The 18,994-nt window shown below is 35.4% G+C and carries 15 protein-coding genes; 11 read left to right on the forward strand and 4 right to left on the reverse strand.

Going from position 1 to position 18,994, the window contains the following annotated elements; genetic code table 11:
* Positions 1-4 precede the first annotated feature (4 nt).
* From FEZ13_RS00440 to FEZ13_RS00465, 6 genes are all read left to right on the forward strand, one after another.
* Complete coding sequence (locus FEZ13_RS00440; protein WP_146551030.1) at positions 5-1,363, forward strand: sensor histidine kinase; 1,359 nt, start codon at positions 5-7, stop codon at positions 1,361-1,363.
* 99 nt (positions 1,364-1,462) lie between these two features.
* Complete coding sequence (locus FEZ13_RS00445; protein WP_255473029.1) at positions 1,463-2,170, forward strand: polysaccharide deacetylase family protein; 708 nt, start codon at positions 1,463-1,465, stop codon at positions 2,168-2,170.
* Positions 2,167-2,766, forward strand: coding sequence for a DedA family protein (locus tag FEZ13_RS00450; protein WP_146551031.1), 600 nt, complete (start codon positions 2,167-2,169; stop codon positions 2,764-2,766). Before FEZ13_RS00445 ends, FEZ13_RS00450 begins: the two co-directional genes overlap by 4 nt.
* Before the next feature lie 773 nt (positions 2,767-3,539).
* Complete coding sequence (locus FEZ13_RS00455; protein WP_146551032.1) at positions 3,540-4,715, forward strand: MGDG synthase family glycosyltransferase; 1,176 nt, start codon at positions 3,540-3,542, stop codon at positions 4,713-4,715.
* Positions 4,716-4,728: 13 nt separating this feature from the next.
* Positions 4,729-5,292, forward strand: a complete 564-nt coding sequence (locus FEZ13_RS00460; RefSeq protein ID WP_146551033.1) for a hypothetical protein — start codon at positions 4,729-4,731, stop codon at positions 5,290-5,292.
* A gap of 60 nt (positions 5,293-5,352) precedes the next feature.
* Complete coding sequence (locus FEZ13_RS00465; RefSeq protein WP_146551034.1) at positions 5,353-5,811, forward strand: DUF2231 domain-containing protein; 459 nt, start codon at positions 5,353-5,355, stop codon at positions 5,809-5,811.
* Between the two features lie 88 nt (positions 5,812-5,899).
* Here the strand turns inward: FEZ13_RS00465 and FEZ13_RS00470 are convergent, their stop codons facing one another.
* Complete coding sequence (locus FEZ13_RS00470) at positions 5,900-7,165, reverse strand: BaiN/RdsA family NAD(P)/FAD-dependent oxidoreductase (RefSeq protein WP_146551035.1); 1,266 nt, start codon at positions 7,163-7,165, stop codon at positions 5,900-5,902.
* Between the two features lie 318 nt (positions 7,166-7,483).
* Here FEZ13_RS00470 and FEZ13_RS00475 point away from each other — a divergent pair, with 318 nt between their 5' ends.
* Both FEZ13_RS00475 and FEZ13_RS00480 read left to right on the forward strand, forming a co-directional pair.
* Positions 7,484-9,094, forward strand: a complete 1,611-nt coding sequence (locus tag FEZ13_RS00475) for a putative polysaccharide biosynthesis protein (RefSeq protein ID WP_146551036.1) — start codon at positions 7,484-7,486, stop codon at positions 9,092-9,094.
* Positions 9,095-9,103: 9 nt separating this feature from the next.
* Complete coding sequence (locus FEZ13_RS00480) at positions 9,104-9,829, forward strand: pseudouridine synthase (protein WP_146547974.1); 726 nt, start codon at positions 9,104-9,106, stop codon at positions 9,827-9,829.
* A 328-nt stretch (positions 9,830-10,157) separates the two neighbouring features.
* Here the strand turns inward: FEZ13_RS00480 and FEZ13_RS00485 are convergent, their stop codons facing one another.
* Complete coding sequence (locus tag FEZ13_RS00485; protein ID WP_119415054.1) at positions 10,158-10,379, reverse strand: DeoR family transcriptional regulator; 222 nt, start codon at positions 10,377-10,379, stop codon at positions 10,158-10,160.
* Between the two features lie 328 nt (positions 10,380-10,707).
* Between FEZ13_RS00485 and pepV the strand changes: the two genes are divergently transcribed.
* From pepV to FEZ13_RS00500, 3 genes are all read left to right on the forward strand, one after another.
* Positions 10,708-12,108, forward strand: a complete 1,401-nt coding sequence (gene pepV / locus FEZ13_RS00490) for a dipeptidase PepV (protein WP_146551037.1) — start codon at positions 10,708-10,710, stop codon at positions 12,106-12,108.
* Between the two features lie 874 nt (positions 12,109-12,982).
* Positions 12,983-15,298, forward strand: a complete 2,316-nt coding sequence (locus tag FEZ13_RS00495) for a right-handed parallel beta-helix repeat-containing protein (protein ID WP_146551038.1) — start codon at positions 12,983-12,985, stop codon at positions 15,296-15,298.
* A gap of 644 nt (positions 15,299-15,942) precedes the next feature.
* Positions 15,943-16,992, forward strand: coding sequence for a nuclease-related domain-containing protein (locus FEZ13_RS00500; RefSeq protein ID WP_146551039.1), 1,050 nt, complete (start codon positions 15,943-15,945; stop codon positions 16,990-16,992).
* A 232-nt stretch (positions 16,993-17,224) separates the two neighbouring features.
* On the opposite strand, the gene FEZ13_RS00505 is transcribed toward FEZ13_RS00500, so the two are convergent.
* Positions 17,225-17,836, reverse strand: a complete 612-nt coding sequence (locus FEZ13_RS00505; protein ID WP_146551040.1) for a hypothetical protein — start codon at positions 17,834-17,836, stop codon at positions 17,225-17,227.
* Between the two features lie 839 nt (positions 17,837-18,675).
* Positions 18,676-18,837, reverse strand: a complete 162-nt coding sequence (locus FEZ13_RS19230) for a hypothetical protein (RefSeq protein WP_186725884.1) — start codon at positions 18,835-18,837, stop codon at positions 18,676-18,678.
* Positions 18,838-18,994: the final 157 nt, after the last annotated feature.

Below are 18,994 nucleotides of genomic sequence, written 5' to 3' on the forward strand. Positions count from 1 at the left end.
ATATATGAAAATTACTACTAAAATCAATTTAATTACAACAGCGTGGATTATTTGCGTATTGGTTGTTGTAAATATTGTTGTTTTTTACTCCTTTATGAATGTAACAGTTAACGTAGAAAAGAAAATAGTTCTTCAAAATGCAGATGCTATTTTAGAGGATATTAACAACGGAGATTCGAATGAAGTGATAAAAGAAAAGTTATTGAAGTATTTAACAAATGGATCTTTTATCAGAATCATTGATCACAAATCCAAAATTATTCATCAAGTAACAAATAATAAACAAATTGCTAATAAAATCAAAGGGAAATTTGTCACTCAAACAAAATCCAAAAGATATTTAATCAGATCGGCACAGGGGGAAGAGCAGATTCTTGTTGTCCGAATTCCCATCGAATCCAATGGACAAGTAATCGAAACACTAGAAATTGGCGCAAGATTAGTGGGATTAGAATTGGGAAAGGATGTTTTACTTTCCATTCTTATTGGTTGTACTGTATTTGGTGCGATCATTTCTCTTTTAGGTGGAAAATGGCTGGCAAATATCCTTATTCATCCTGTATCTAATATGATTGATACGATGGAGGAAATTGAACAAAGTGGTGTAACGAAGCGAATGGTCGTTGATGGACAACCTAAAGATGAGTTGCAGAAAATGGCTGTAACTTTTAATCGAATGCTGGATCGCTTAGATGATAATATCGAAAGGCAACAGCAATTTCTTTCAGATGCTTCCCATGAGTTAAAGACACCTATTACTGTCATTAAAAGTTATATAGATTTTTTGCGAAGGCATGGTATTCAAAACGAAGCGGTGGCACTGGATGCGATAGAAGTTATTTATTCAGAAGCCACGAGAATACAAGTTATGACAGAAAAGTTTTTAGATTTAGCGAATACAGAATTAGAAAATATGGTGGAAAAAACAACCATTGATTTGGTAACATTAAGTGAGAGCATTGTTAAGCAGTTACACAGTGCCTATAAAAGAGAAATAACACTCCATTATGATGAAAGACCGATCTTGACCGTAGCAGATGAACTAAAATTGAAGCAAGTGATCATTATCCTTTTGGACAATGCCATCAAATATAGTAAAGATCGTATTGATCTATATTTAGAAAATCGTGAAAATGATACCGTTATTCGAGTAAAAGACTATGGTATAGGAATACCTGCCCATGAGATGGAAAACATATTTGAACGTTTTTATCGGATAGATAAGGCAAGGAGTAGAGAAACCGGTGGAACAGGGCTTGGCTTAGCTATCGCTAAAAATATTATGAAACAGCATGATGGAGAGATTAAAGTAGAAAGTACGGAAGGAGAAGGGACAGAAGTAGCATTATTTTTGCCAAAATAAATTTTCATGCGTGATTGCTTTCAACTATACATGAAAGATTTGTTTGCACAGAAAAATGTTCGATTTACACAATATAAATTGAAAAGGGTTGTTTGAAAAGTGTCATATGTATTGATAGGAATCGCTCTTGTTATCATACTGTTCCTTTGCTATGGGGCAGTACCAACAGTGCTGATTCGAGTATTTGAATGGGGAATTGTCAAAAGAATCCATACGAAAGAAATGGCTTTAACTTTTGATGATGGACCCAATCCCAAATACACGCCACAGTTATTGGATTTATTGAAAAAATATCATATAAAAGCTACTTTTTTCGTTGTAGGTAGTAATGTAAAAAAATATCCTGAAATTATTAAACGTATGGCTGATGAAGGTCATACAATCGGCATCCATAGTTTTGATCATATATCTAGCTGGATCTTATCGCCATCTCAATTAAAAAAACAATTAGAAATGACAGAAAAGGCAATAACAGAGTGTACGGGTGAAAAAGTTTCATTTTACAGACCTCCATGGGGACATTTTAATCTCTTCACATTATGGGTCAGTAAAAAATATACCAAAATAATGTGGTCCTCTATTTTTGGCGATTGGAAGGTAGCAAAAGCAAAAAATGGACTTTTGGAAGAACTACGGGTATATGCAAAAGAGGGAGCCATTTTTGTACTCCATGACAATGGTGATACTTTAGGGGCAGAGGAAGAAGCACCAGGATATATGATTCGAAATTTGGAGATTTTTCTTGAAGAAAGTAAACAGAGAAATATTCAATTTATTACATTAAAAGAGTTAGAGAGGGATTTATGAGTATAGACGCAATTACAGAATATATAAATTCATACGGCTATATTATTTTATTTATCTGCTTGTTTTTTGGAATTGTTGGGATTCCAGCTCCTGAAGAGTCTTTATTGTTTTTAACAGGGATATTAGTCAGCCATCATCATCTTTCTATGGGGGAGTCCCTCATCTATTCAGAGCTTGGAGCCTTTTTAGGGATGCTGACAGCCTATTTTTTGGGAAAATATTTAGGAAAACCTTTCGTCAATCGATACGGTCATTACTTTGGATTGACAAGAGAAAAATGGAAAACGATAGAGAAAAGATATAGAGGAAATGCTCATAAAGCGATCATATTTGGTTATTACTTGCCAGGAATACGTCAGATTAGTCCTTATTTTGCAGGAATTGCTCATATTTCGTTTCGTTATTTTTTCTGGTTTTCCCTAATAGGAAGTATTATTTGGACGATTCCGCTCATTTTGGCAGGCTATTATACAGCAAAAGTGATCTACATCAATCCTAAATATGTTCCTTATTTTGGAGTAGTCTTGTTTGTTTTGTTTTTAATACAACTTTTATGGAAGAAAATGTTGCCAAAAAATAAGCGAAATTTGAAATAAAAAACGTAGGAATGCGAACCTTTCTTACCATTCTTACGTTTTTTAATTAGACCCTGTTTCATTTTTTTTGCGGTACTTGAAATTGAAGGAAAAATTTGTTTTAAAAATGGGTGAAGACCTTGAAATAAACATCCGATGCTAGCTTTTCTTTTCTACCATTACCATGACAGCGTCCATTTGTAGCGGAGCTTATTATTGAATGATTATAAAGACAACCTGAAAATTAAATTAAAAATACATTAAAACTACAGGGTATTGAAAAAACTGTGATATTGTCAAATTGTTAAATACAAAGTCGATCACATCAGGCGCGTTGATTAGGAAAAAATGACATAAATATTCGAGCGAATCAATTTCATAAATCATTTTCTTCTTAAAAAATACGAACATTTAAGAATAACTAATTTTGATAGTTGTGGAGCGGAAGACGGCGACTCCTCGAAAATGCATGCATTTTCTTCGTGCGGTGTTAGTTCAGGGAGGCTTATTCAAAGTCCTACGGGAAAAGCTTGAGCTGAAAGCCCCGCAGGAACAATTGAAGGGACAAAGCCTAAGTTCGCCACGTCCTGTGGCAACGGCTTCGGGGTCAACATCGTGTCGACCCGAGGAGATTGAAGCCAAGCCCGTGGAAAGCGCCGTCTGGAGCGGAACAAAAATTTCTGAATATTAATGTTCGTGTTGATTTAAAATGTTCGTGTTTTTTATCTGAATTTTACATTATGAAATTGATTTGAGCATAAACAAAATATTGATTGTAAAAGGAGTTCTTAAAAGTGAAAAAGATTCTATTCTTACCACTCTTACAAATGCAATCAGGGCATCATCAAGTTGCAGACGCACTAATGGACATGTTAAAAATTCAAAATGCAGATATCGAACTAAAGAAAATAGATATTATGAGCTATTCTAATCAAACATTAGAAAAAATAATTTCTACTAATTATTTAAAATGGATCAAGCTAGCTCCTGAATCTTATGATTTTGTATATAAAAAAAGATTCTATTCTTCCAATCCATCAAAAGGCTTAAGTAGGTTTTATGAGAAATTTTTCGTAAAGAAAATGCATAGCTTAATGACAGAAGAAAAGCCTGATGTGATCGTTTGTACACATGGTTTTCCATCTTATCTTATAAGCAAACTAAAAGCGATGGGAAAATGTGATATTCCTGTTATCAACGCGTACACAGACTTTTTTGTTAATAATGTCTGGGCCAAGGAGGGCATAGATCTTCACTTTGTCCCAAGTCGTGAAGTAAAAGAAAACTTGATCGCTATGTATGATGTTCCGAGTGAAAAAATAATTGTGACGGGAATCCCTGTCCATAAAAATATTATGAAGGTCACTCATCGAGATATTCATACAGAAAAACCTAAAATATTGATTGCTGGAGGAAATAGTGGTTTAGGAGGAATATTGAAGCTATCTGCTGAGTTGAAAAAAATAAAACAATTCCAATTCATCGTGCTCTGTGGCAATAACAAAAAGCTTTATGATGAAATAACCTCTTGGCAAATAGAAAATATCAAGCCATTGCCTTATATTTCATCACGACAAAAAATGAATGAACTTTATGATGCGGTAGATGCAATTATGACAAAGCCAGGTGGCGTGACCATCAGTGAAGCTTTAAGAAAAAGACTGCCAATTTTCGTCCATTCATATCTTCCAGGGCAAGAAAAGATCAATTTAACTTATTTAAAAGAACATCAATTGGTATTTGAAATGGATCAAACCATTCCACTAGAAATCCAATTGAAGACCATATTAAAAAATACTGAAAAAATGAAACAGTGGGAACAAGCTATTGACGCTTTTCAGCAAGAAATAGAAATGGATACACCCAATCAGCTAGTGGATGTTATGAATTGGATACTAGATAAAAAAACAAATCGTATGCCATTACAGGATAGAACACCATCTATTCATTTACGAGTAGCTAGGGTATAGGAGCGGATTGGTAATGGAAATAACAAAAGCATTTATAAGGGAAACAGAAATACCTATTCAAAAAGGAATATTAAGATTAGTCGAATATGAAGATGAGCTTACAGTGGATGATGATGAAACGACTGTAGAGGTAGAACTAAATGTCCATCCTACTGTAGCTGATTTTATTGATTCTGTCGTGGACTATGGAGAAGAGCAGGTCGTTTTAATCGCTAAGAACGGCGATAGAGTAACAGGCCTATTTGATATTCATGTAGGAAAAGCAGGTGTGTTACTGCTAGGAGATCCAAGCTTTGTAAAGGGAGTTAGTCATATAGCAGCTATTCCATATGAAAAAAGGCCTTTTCAATTAGAAAAAGGTCATGGAATCCCTTTGAATAGAGAATTACGAGAAAACCCACAATTGAAATTCATCCATTTTTTGGACAGATTCGCTAAAAGTGATCTTCAAGATCATGAAAACCAACAATTCATTTTCAAATTGAAGGATAAACTCCAAAGAGGGGAAAAATTAAATGCTTTTGATCGGTATTTAAAAAGAGAAGTTTACAATTATATAATGGAAGCATTTGCTTAAAATTTCAGTCTCCTTTCAGTTTTTATCAGTATGATAAGAAAAGAAAGGAGATTGATTTATATGCCATTACATCCATCCATTGTTCATTTTCCGATTGCTCTATTGGTATTAGGAGCTGTCATTGAGATTGTCAATTGTTTTGTGAAAAAAGACACACTCAACAGATTTGGCACTTTATTAATCGTTATTGGGGTAATTTCAGGATTCGTTGCACTTTTAACAGGTGAAGGAGCAGAAAAATTTGCCTTTCAAAATTGGGGTCACGGTTTACACGATCAGGTAGAAATGCATGCTTTCTTTGCAGATGTTTCAATAATCCTATTCAGTATCGTAGCTGTTATTAAATTAGTTTTTAAACATACTTTATTCAAATGGAGACCTAAGCGAATAAAAGACGGACTCGTTTCAATCATTATTGTCATTCTTTGTGTAGCTGGTATTGCCTCCTTAGCTACTACTGGTCACTTAGGTGGTAAAATTGTATACGAACATGACACGACAGAATCTGCTCATTCCTAAAATTAGAATGAGCAGATTTTTACAGCCTAGTTGAAAAGTATTTTATGGAATTGGTTAGATCAATCGGATAAGCCTTTTTCGTAAAATATCACTTTGCGTCAACATATTGTGCTGCACTCATTCCGGCGATTCTTCCTGTAACGAGTGCAGACGTAATGTTGTAGCCCCCAGTATAACCATGGATATCTAAAATCTCCCCACAGAAATATAGACCTGCTTTCTTTTTAGAAGCCATTGTTTTAGGTTCGATTTCTTTGATCGATACACCGCCTCCCGTAACAAATGCTTTTTCAAGTGGTTGGGTGCCATTAACGGTCATTTCAAACCCAACAAGATCATTTGCAAGCAGGCGCGCTTGATCGGCTGAAAGATCTGCACCAGTGAGCGATTCTGCTATATCACAGTTAGTCATTAAAAAAAGTAACCAACGTTCTGGAACAAGTCCTTTCCAGACGTTTTTTAATGTTTTTTTAGGCTCCGCTTTTGCTAATTTGAAAATAAGCTGAAAAGCAGATTCAGCATTATGTTCAGTTAATGCTTGAATACGAAGAATTACTGGATTTCTACCGTTTTTCTTCATCTCTTTGACAACAAATTGGCTACAACGCAAAATAGCTGGACCACTTAAACCAAAATGTGTAAAAAGCATGTCCATTTGATGAGTAATGATGATTTTCCCCTTTTTACTTAATACTGAAACTTTTGCATTTCTAAGTGCTAAACCTTGCAACTCTTTGGTGCGAATAAACGTCTCATTGGAAAGTAGAGGGACTTCGGTCGGAAACAGCTCCGTAATAGTATGACCGGCTTTTTCTGCCCAAGGGTAACCATCACCTGTAGACCCTGTTTTAGGAACAGCTTTTCCGCCTACAGCAACTACGACAGCCTTTGTTTTGATTTCGTTTCCATCCTTTAAGCGGACACCTAAAACTTTGTCATCGTCCATTAATAGTTTTGCGACAGGCGTATTTTGACGAATTTCTACTTTTAAACGATTGAGCTCGCGCAGCATTGCGTCCACAACATCTTGGGCACGATTGGAAACAGGGAACATTCGACCATGGTCTTCTTCTTTTAATGCGACGCCATGATCTTCAAAAAAAGCTATAATATCTTCATTGTTGTAAACAGTAAATGGACTATATAAAAAGCGGCCATTTCCTGGAATATGTTTAATGATTTCATCAGTTGATAGTCGATTGGTGACATTGCACCTGCCACCACCAGAGATGGCTAATTTGTGTCCCAGTTTTTGTCCCTTTTCGAGAAGAAGGACTTTCTTTTTCTCTATACCAGCAGCAATAGCCGCCATTAAACCAGATGGACCTCCACCGATCACGATTACATCATACATGCTATAGAAACTCACTTTCTTTTTTGAATTGATTTTTGTCATATAATAATATCGATTTTTGCCCATAGTGAGGGTAGCGGTGGTTCTTGCAGAAAATGGGCAAGAAGCAACCTTATGTGCGTAACGAATAAAAAGATTGGAGAAATGTTCGTATTTTTTTATCTGAATTCTGCATTATGAAATGGATTCTATCAAAAGTATTTTTAAAAAGAATCTTAATTAATTATACACGAAGTGCAGAAACTATTTGAGTAATTGTATGACGAGTTGTAAACTAAAATTTAGGTTTATGAGATTTGGATAGATTGGAAGGGTATTATGTCATCTTTAATGAAGGGCACTGCCATACTAACGGTTGGCATGTTTTTATCAAAGGTACTTGGCCTCGTTTACATATTCCCGTTTTACGCCATTATTGGACAAAAAAACGTGGCATTGTATTCGTACGCCTATGTTCCATATACAATTATGCTATCGGTAGCGATTTCGGGTGCTCCGATTGCTGTATCGAAGTTTGTAGCAAAATATAACAGTCTTGGTGATTATGAGTCAGGAAGAAAGCTTGTAAAATCAGGTTTAATGATTATGACACTTACTGGCTTTTTATCATTTTTGGCACTGTTTCTTTTAGCGGATCCAATTGCTCATTTGGTCATTAAAGATGAAGAACAGGTTTTTACGGTTTCACAGATCGCAGGAGTTATTCGATGGGTTAGCTTTGCTTTAATCGTCGTGCCGTTTATGAGCTTAGTTCGTGGGTTTTTCCAAGGTTATGATCATATGGAGCCAACAGCAATTTCTCAACTGGTAGAGCAAATTGTCCGTATTATCGTTCTATTGACCGGTTCGTACCTTGTGATGCGTGTTTTTGATGGGAAGGCGCAAACAGCCGTTTCATTTGCTGTATTTTCGGCATTTATCGGTGCCGTAGCTGGTTTGATCGCACTTTGGTATTATTGGCGTAAGTTAAAGCCAGAGTTTGATCTAAAGTTACAATATAGTGTGTCGTCAGGACAGCTATCCTATAAAAGTATTTATAGAGAGGTCATCACATATTCCATTCCTTATGTGTTTGTGGGGATCGCCAATCCGCTATTCCAATTAGTTGACATGTTAACATTTAATACGGCTATGACGAATATCGGCTTAGCTAAAGTATCGGATGATTATCTTGGTATGTTAAATTTTACAACACAAAAAATTGTCATTATTCCGGTGATGCTTGCAACCGGTTTTTCTATGGCACTTGTACCAACTATTACTAATTACTATACTAAAAACCAACATAGTGCATTGATCAATGCGATGGATAAGACGTATCAGGTTTTATTATTTATAACATTGCCAGCAGTCATAGGGATCTCTTTATTATCTACAGATATCTATCATTTACTTTATTCAGAAAGTGTAATGGGCTCTAGTGTCCTTGCTTTCTACGCGCCTGTAGCGATTCTTTTTGCTTTCTTCCAAGTAACAGCTGCTCTATTACAAGGAATCGATTATCAAAAATGGATTGTTTTTAGTTTGTTGACAGGGATCTTGGTGAAATTAGCCATTAATATTCCTTTGATCGAAACATTTGAAACAAAAGGTGCCATTATAGCGACAGCAATTGGCTATCTGATTTCGATTACGATCAATATGCTTGTTTTGAAAAAGGCATTAAATTATAAATCCAGATTGGTCATAAGACGTTCAATTCTAATTATGGCATTAACAGTTATTATGGCGGCGTTTGTTATTGTGGCGCATAAAGTATTAGTTATTCTGTTCGGCGTTGCGCATACTAAGATGCTGGCACTAATGTATCTAGTCGTATGCATTAGTATCGCTGTAGCTGTATATGCCTTCTTATCATTCCGAATTGGACTCGCACAAAAATTGTTAGGTGAGAAAATAACTAAAATTGTTGGTAAGTTTGGTCTGTAGGAGGGAACAATGCGGTTAGATAAATTATTATCCAATATGGGATATGGTTCGCGTAAAGAAGTAAAAAAATTGTTGAAAATGAAAGCTGTGTCTGTAGACGGAGCAGTTGTAAAAGATGTATCACTCCATGTCGATCCAAAAGAACAAAATGTCACAGTTCTTGGTGAGAGGGTATTCTATCAAGAATTTATCTATTTAATGATGAACAAACCAGCAGGCGTTATTTCTGCTACAGAAGATTTGTACGATCAAACAGTGATTGATCTACTGAATCCGTTTCATGCACATTTCAAGCCGTTCCCAGTAGGGCGATTAGATAAAGATACAGAGGGCTTGTTACTCATCACCAACGATGGGGGATTAGCACATAACTTACTGTCACCCAAAAAACATGTTCCAAAAGTCTATTATGCAAAAATTGAGGGCAGAGTGATGGAAGAAGATGTAGAATTGTTTCAGCACGGTGTCATTTTAGATGATGGCTACCATACGAAGCCGGGGAAATTAAAGATATTAAATGCTGGTGCGATTTCTGAAATCGAGTTGGAAATCTCAGAAGGAAAGTTTCATCAAGTGAAAAGAATGTTTGAAGCGGTTGACAAAAAGGTTATCTATTTAAAACGTTTATCAATGGGAAGTCTACAATTGGACGAGCATTTAAAACTTGGGCAGTATCGAGAATTATCAGCGGAGGAGATTGAAAAAATTCAATCATGTCCGCCAGTTCAAGGGTAAGGGAGTCTAACCATCTTTATAAAGTGAAATTTCACACAGCAGGTTTCTTCAACCTCCGCTGCGTTAGCTGGATTCATCGGGTTATGCGGGCAAGATTTCACACTCATCCATTGTATTTTATAGGTGTCTTGTCTTGAAGCGGGAGCATGCATACAATTTGTTCATGTGGGATAAAATACAAAAAGAATGACCAAGCGACGCAGCATGGTCATTCTTTTTTAAATTTCAATAATTAGCATAGTAACATGTTAGACGAATTTGCCACCAGCATATGGCGAGTTGACCGTCCATTCAACGAAAAGCGTGAGATCCAACTCGTTGAATCTTTCTAAGATGTCATTTTCACTTTCTTACGCGTCGTTGTCCATTTGCCACGACTTGGACTTTCTACCAAATCGTTAAAGGCTAACACATTCAAATCTCTTTGAATGGTGCGAGGAGTGATGCCGAATTCATCGACTAAATCTTGTGTAGTCACAGTACCTTTACTATGGATGTACATATACACATCTTTTATTCGATTGAGCATCCGATCAGTGGTTGGTTTCATTGGTGAACCACTCCTTCATCTTATTTCTCAAGACTAGCGGACGAAAATAATTGTGAGGTATTCAGGCTCCTAATTTAGTTTGCCTTAGACATCCCCTTTTCAATTTTAATTGTCAGACTTTATTATCTGACAATTCCATTATAGCGAATGTATTTTCAGTTTTCCATACTTTTGTTTGATTTTTCATGATTGTAATATTTGGTTTCCTTTTAAATACGAATGATATATCTGTGCTAAACACTTAACGTACGCCTTTTTGCTATCCCTATGTGAAAAATAGAAAAGGGTGTAAAATGATCATGAGGTTATTTGTAAGGAGGAAATATGAATGGATTGGATGAAACAAGCCCAACAACGCCAAGATGAATTAATCGGCAACTTGAAAGAGTTAGTACAAATTAACAGTGTGCTAGATGAAAGCACTGCGTCTTCTGATGCACCTTTTGGTGAAGGACCAAAAAAAGCTTTAGATTGGATGCTTCAGCAAGGTAAAGAACAAGGGTTAAAAACGAAGTTAATCGATAATATAGTGGGTTATATTGAAATGGGAGAAGGAGAAGAACTAGTCGGTATCCTTTGCCATGTGGATGTGGTTCCTGCTGGAAGTGATTGGATACATCCTCCATTTGGTGCTGTCATTGAAGATGGCAAATTATTCGGTCGCGGTTCTATTGACGATAAAGGTCCAACAATGGCTGCATGGTTAGCTATGAAGATGGTTAAAGATGCTGGTATAAAATTAGACCGTAGAGTCCGCATGATTATTGGATCTGATGAAGAAAGTGGTTTCCGCTGCGTCAAACGTTATGTGGAAAAAGAAGAAATGCCAACATTAGGTTTTGCACCAGATGCAGATTTTCCAATCATTAATGCAGAAAAGGGAATCGCTGAACTTTCATTCCATCAACAAGCAAGGTCACAAGAAAACGAACAATTGGTTTCATTCCATGCAGGTCATCGTATCAACATGGTGCCAGATTTTGCGGAAGCAATCGTTCGTCATGTACCAGAAGAATTTGAAGTAACTTTTAATAGCTATTTAAAAATTAGTGAATTAGAAGGGACAATCGAAAAAAACACAGATGGTTTTAAATTATCTATAAAAGGACGTTCTGCTCATGCAATGGAGCCAAATGCTGGCATCAATGCTGCTGTCAAACTAGCTCAGTATTTGAATACAGTATTTACAACTCCACAATCAAAAGAATTTACTCAATTTTTAGTGACTGGTTTTGCAAACGAAAGTCGTGGTCACGCATTAGGATTAGCGTTTACAGATGAAATTTCAGGAGATACGACATTAAATGCCGGTGTTGTTACATTTGAAGAAGGTAAAGGCGGTCAAATCGATGTAAGTATGCGATATTCTGTTTCGTATCCATATGAAGAAAAAATCACTGCTGCAAGCACTATTGTAGCTAAACTTGGTTTTGCACTTGATGTTGTAGATGATTCTAAACCACATTATGTGGATCCACAAGAAGAACTAATCCAAAAACTTTCAAAAGTATATGAACGCAATACAGGAGAAAAAGCAGAGTTGTTATCTATTGGCGGCGGTACTTATGCTCGTGAATTAAAAACTGGCGTAGCATTCGGCATGTTATTCCCAGGTGAACCTGATTTAGCTCACCAAGCAGACGAATATGTAGTCATCGAAAATTTAGTAAAAGGTGCAGCGATTTATGCGGATGCTATTGTTGAATTAGGCACAAAAAATAGCAAATAGTCTTCTAAAAATGTAAAGGTATTGTTAATATAGTATTAAAATCCCTCATGAATTTAAAAATGAGAGCTTTTTAGGCTATACCCTAAAGGTCTGGAAGATTGGAACTTTCACATCATATAGTCAAAAACGTAGGGACATCTTTATCTGTCTGTAGTGAAATATGCAAGTTTGGATGTTGAGTTGGTATTATTTTTTAAATGTTCGTATTTCAAAGTTAAAATAATTTAGATTTAATTTATCCTGCATTAACGGGCAGTAATACCCCACCCTCAAAATTCAGCAAGAGTAAAGAAGTTAGGTGGGAGATCAACTGCCCGTAAAAGCACGATTGGTTTAACCATCAGTGGGGGATGAAGAAACTCCCACTGATGGAAGCTTCAATTTATCAATATTTTACATAAGTTAGTTCTTTAATTTATACGTATAATGATTGATCTTTAAGCCTGATTGATGGAAAAGAAATTTTTGCCACGTTGGATTTTGATAAGTGACCGAATAACAATGTCCTAATGGCGAATAATACGTTTAAATCATTAGACAGCACAATAAGAAATCATCAAAATCTGGATGAAAGCTTGCATAATGTAACGATTTTTCGAAATAATACTATTCAAAATATGCGGCTTTACTGTTATTTCAAATGACCAATTCAATATAAGTCGTGATGAAGATAATGGCTCATATGAACTTAACCAGAGCTTATCCCACATAAATGAGCGGTAAGATTGCACTTTGAAAAATTTTACTTTGTTTATAATAATACACACATGCATCACAAAGGGTAGGAAAAGAACTGTACGATAATTTTTTAGGATGTGCAGTAACGGTAGAAACATGTTCAAAATAATTTTAACGAGGAAGGAGTAACTTAGCAGTGAAGAACATAGGTAAGATATCCATCTACATAATAGCCCTAAGTATTTTGTTTAGTATTTTATATTTAAAAAATGATGTCTTAACTGCTTCTGCAAATCAGTGGACCTATACGATTTCTCCCAGCACAACACCATTAAATAAAAAGATGAAAAAGTATAAAACTTATTCATCCCAAACCCAAAATTATTATACGATAAGATCTTATCTTGAAAAGCTGGAAGTGAATGGTGGAGGAAAGTTAATACTAAAAAAAGGAAATTATAAGATTACAAACACATTATATGTACCTTCAAACGTAACAATACAATTAAATGATGGCGTAAAGCTAGAAAAAAGCATGAAAACAGGTAGTTCATTAAAAGCTTCAAAGTCCATGTTTCAACTTGTAGCACCCAATATTAAAAAGAATGGAGATCTGAATGATGGCTATTCGGGGTCAAAAAATATTAAGATTATAAGTAAAGGGAAGGCAACTATTGACTTAAAAAATAATAAAAATGTAAATGGTATTATTACAGGGCATAATCAAAACTTGACCATTAAAAATATACAATTCAAAAACGCTAATAATGGATATTTCATCCAATTGGTAGCTACTCAAAATGCCAAAATTCAAAATAACACATTTACAAATGAAAATTCTACATCCAAACCCTCTATTAGCATTGAAGCAGCTGACTTTTCGTATGGCACATACAAAGTTGATTGGAGTATGTATGATGAAACCCCTAATTCACAGATCGTCATCGAAAAAAATAAATTCGATCAAGTTTTCGAAGCCATTAGTTCCAATCAATTTACTGGCGATATATTTCATTCAAAAGTAAAAATTTTGGACAATACGATCAAAAATACGACGTCATATGCGATTGTAGCTAAAAATTGGAAGTTGCCTACAATCGAGAATAATAAGATTCAATCTGTAAATGGGGACTATGGGATCTTTGTGAAGGGGACTTATAAACCAATTATTCAACATAACCAATTTGTAAAAATGAACATAGCAGTCATGTTAGCTGCGCAAACTGGATTAAACGAAGCAGCAAATTCCAATACAGTTACGCTAGGAACAAAAAAAGCACTTGCATCAAATGAAGGAAAAGACTTACGAGAATATTTTATGCATATCGAGCATGATTCGGCAGAACCTGTTGAGAAAATTGAAATTACGGATATGAATGATTTAGGAAAAAAAGAGTATAAGGTGACTCCAGAATCATCTCCACTTAATAAAGAATTCCTTTTACGGGCGTCATATACTCCGCAAACCAAGCAATATTATGCTTTGCGCTCTTATATGGAACAACTTGAAAAACAGGGTGGAGGCAAACTTATTTTTACAAAGGGCGTATATACCGTATCAAATGTTTTATATGTACCATCGAACGTATCACTTGTATTTGAAGATGGTACAGAGATTCAAAAAGGCGATGATACGGGAACAACCGTTATAAACCCATCTAGCTCTATTTTTCAATTGATCCGACCATCTTTATCCAAAAAAGAGCGAGTCGTAAGTGGTCATGGTGGTGAAAAAAATATAAGTTTTGTGGGCAAAGGGAAAGTTGTTTTCAATTTGAATTATAAGCTAAGCAGTTTTGCCATTATTATGGGGCATAATAAAAATGTTCATATATCGAATATAGAATTTCGTAATATGAACGCTGGGCATTTTATTGAAATAGATGCATCAGAGGATGTGACGATTGAAAATAATAAATTTATCGACTCTAAACCTTCTGATCGAAACATTAAAGAAGCGATTAATGTTGATACGCCAGATAAAACCACTTTAGGATGGAGTTCAAAATGGAGTAATTTTGACTGTACGGCTAACAACCGCTTGAATATCATTAATAATGAATTTCGAAATTTAGATCGAGCGATCGGAACTCACAAATATTCTGGTGGGCATCTTCATACAAATGTTATAATCCGCGGCAATACGATTGATACGATGCGAAATGATGCGATACGAGTGATGAACTGGAAAACACCGATCATCGAAAATAATGCTATTCGAAATGTTGCGATTAATAATCCTAAAAAAAGAGGGATTTTATCGAGTGGTGCTATTCATCCGAAAATCCGAAATAACACATTTACAAATGTAGGACGAGCAGTTCAATTCATTGCATGGAAAAATAGTGGACCGGGAGAACAATACGAAGAGATCAAAGACGTCTTATCCAATGAAGAAAAGGATTTATTGAAAACAAATCAACTTTTCAATACAACGGAAAGTTTTATACGAATTTCTTCAGTTTACTTACAATACCGTGAACCTGAAAAAATAACATTAAAGCCGTTTTAGGGAAAGACATATTGAAATATACTTCGTCTCATGGTTTTATCAGAAGAGAATATTTTCCTCGTAAGGGCAGCTGCCCATTTTCTCAACTGTTAGTATGAATCGGCGAAGTCTTAACTCAGGTCGCTTATTTCTAACTGAGTAATTTATCGAATATCACCATAGTAGGTCCAAAGAAAAGATGTGATGAAGAATGACAAATTTCATCACATCTTTTTTGCGATTAATGAAAATGGAAGGAATGAAGAGAACGGAAAATGAATGTACAGGATGATCGCACATAGACGATATAAATATTAAATCAATATTTCAGTTCAAAAATAAAAATTTTTTGGTCAAAAGAAACAGGTTGCCTGATAAAATCATTCAAATTATAACCTAAATCTTGAAACAAAGTGTTTTTAAAAGTGATTAACTTCTCTTTTTTTCGCTTCATATCGTGGTAAAATAGAAGCATATGCCTTTTTATCCTACTTAACAGGTAGTAAGTCAACCAGTTATGATGATGAACCGATTGTTGAAAGACAAAAGATATATAGTGTGTTTAGTCTACTTGCTCATATAGATATAGTGAATAATATAGAACGATAACATCAATAGAATCATTTTATTTGTAATCGTGGGATCATTTTTTAGGAGGAACAGTTATGGCACAATTGGTGAAGTTACAAGATTATGTTTCACGTTATCAAAATGATTTAAAAAGATATCCAACCCAATTTGTGAGATTAAAAAAAATACAATGGGAACGCATGAAGAAAGATTGGGCATCTGGGGAGGAAATTCCTCAATGGGACCATGAAGAATTGGAAGAAAAAACTCATAAAAGTTTCTTGCAACGTATTTTATCTTTTAATCGAAAAAAGAAAGAGGATCATGCGGAAGAGGATATGGATATTGGGGATAAAGAAGACTTTCTCGACCAAATATCTGAAGAGCTTTCCAAACAACAGCAAGATGAGGAAGAGATTCAGGAAGAGTCAAATGCGTTCATGTTCCAGCCAACCATATTTTACTATCCGCAAACCATTGAAGAATTAAAGAAAATGTATGTAGATCAACTTTTTCAATTTCAGATAAAGTGGGCAAGTTCTACTTTAAGAGAAAAATCATACGTAGATTCAAAATATTATCGAGATTCTTTGCTAAGGGCATTTACACAACGTTTACCAGATAGCTATTTGTTGTTTTACTATCCAATTTTTCAAGTGAAAAAGGCACCTGTTGAAATGGGAATCCTCTTATTAACACCTACTGATTGCTTCTGCATTCAAGTTTTAGAGGAAGAATTCCAAGCTGTATTTGTCGGTGATAGCAGTCGATTTTGGGAGAAGAAAGTCGGTAAAATAGATAAAAAGGTTTTAAATCCTCTTATTGGATTAAATCGCATGGAATCTATTGTGAAACAGATTTTTAAAAAGAATACAGTCGATCTACCTATCCGCAAAGTTGTCCTTTCAAGGAATGGTTATATTGACTATCCAGGCTCTAGTTATAGTGTTGAATTTGTCGATAAAAGAAAATACTCAGATTGGTTTGCTCGTCTGAAGAAAAACCATTCTCCGATGAAACTGATGCAATTTAAAGCCGCGCAATATTTGTTGAATAATGTACAGACGACTTCTTATCACAGACTTGATTTGAATGATGACGATCTCATATCTCCTGAACAGGTTATTGAGGAAAAGCATTCATAAAACTTCTTTTTATCGTCAATAGCAGAGCTAGGGATGGTAATACAAAGAGAAAATGGAAAAATTAAGTGGAATTTATCAGTTCCTTTTGAAATATCCAGGTCATACAACAGAAATCGTTAAGCAATATGCACAAGGTTCCAAACAGTCTGTTTTGCTGGTAGTGGTTGAGACAGTGGAGAAGTGTTAAATAATAAATAGGCACTTTATCCATTAAAAGATAAGTGCCTAAAAATTAGCTTACAACACCAGTTGAACTACAGTGAAATTCAACAGTTACACCGTTGCCTTTTTTTGTTGCACCATTATAGGTGAAAGTTCCTGTCACATCGATTTCATAAGTTCTACCACCATCTATTAGGTAAGGTGTATAACCTGTTTGCTTCCATTTCCCTTTGCTTGATGAAGAAGTTAAAGAGGTAATAGAACCAAACTTTTGTATTCCATTAGAAAGTTGAGTAGTAAAAGAGCCTTTAACGGTAATTTTAAGAGATACATTGTTAATAGTTGTTGCTACAGACTTCGTAGCAGATGTTGAGCTTAACGGTTGAATAAGACTAGAAGTTTTTTCTACGGGCGTAAACTTTAATACAGCCATATCTTCAACGATTTTTTTAAACTCTTCTGGTTTTACCCATTCTTTTTCTGGAAAATCCTCTAATGGAACAATACCTATATCAGCATCAGGATATTTCAAATTAGTTTCTTTTATGATATGGACATACTCTTCATAGTACAATCCCTTTTGTCCTTTTGTAAGTTCAGTTGATGCTGAAGCTTTATCAACAGTACCAAATACAATAATCGTTGCTAATAGGGCAGTCATCAATTTTAACAATTTTTTCATTTTATTCACCTCCTCTTGTATAAATATAAAGCCACGGAAATTAATAGTAAATGCATTCGACAAATATAGACAAAAACAGTATTATAGTCGGAAAATATTAATTAAAATATTAAATGAATCAATTTCATAAATCATTTTCTTCTTAAAAAATACGAACATTTAATAATAGCTAATTTTATAGTTGTGGAGCGGAAGACGGCGACTCCTCGATTAGGCTTGCGCATCTCCTTCGTGCGGTGTGAGTTCAAGGAGGATTATTCAAAGTCCTACGGGAAAAGCTTGAGCTGAAAGCCCCGCAGGAACGTTTTATGGGACAAAGCCTAAGTTCGCCACGTCCTGTGGCAACGGCTTCGGGGTCAACATCGTGTCGACCCGAGGAGATTGAAGCCAAGCCCGTGGAAAGCGCCGTCTGGAGCGGAACAAAAATTTCTGAATATTAATGTTCATATTGATTTAAAATGTTCGTATTTTTTATCTGAATTTTACATTATGAAATTGATTCAAATATAAGAGAAAACTAATATAATTGTCATTTCTTCGTGTCGATAAAGGTATTTATAAATCGAATTTTGTCGTAAACAGCTGGTTACTAATTATTACTTGGTGAAAGATGAAGAAAACCCCAACTGACTGGAAGGTTCACTTTATAGAGGGGCTTTGCTATACTTCAATTGTTGATCACGCGTGTTGATTTTACAAAATTAGGGGTGTCTGCTTGGCATAGTTTTGAAAAACTCTGTATTTTTCAGACCATTTATATAGATCTTCGCTGCGGCTTGCTCGAGTCCTCTATTAGGCTTGCGCATTTCCTTCGTGCGGTGTTGATTCAGGAAGTCCATTCAATGTCCCGCGGGAAAAGCGAATAGATGAGACCCCGCAGCGCAAGCGATTAAGGAACGGAGTTGTAGTGCGCCACGTCCTGTGGCAACGACTCCGTGACCAACATCCTGTTGCCCCCAGCAGTCGCCCGCATGAGTCGTGCAAGCCTTCGCTGTAATCAACAAATCCCCTATTTTCATGGATTAAATTGGATAATCAACACGCCTGATTGTTGATATGAATAATCGTCAAATAAAAAGTAACCGGTTCAGTGAAAAGAGGTCTGTTGTGAAGCGCTGTAAAATGAATTGTATTTTAACAGACCGAATAATGAAATGA

Source organism: Rummeliibacillus sp. SL167 (assembly GCF_007896505.1).
Taxonomy (GTDB): Bacteria; Bacillota; Bacilli; order Bacillales_A; family Planococcaceae; genus Rummeliibacillus; species Rummeliibacillus suwonensis.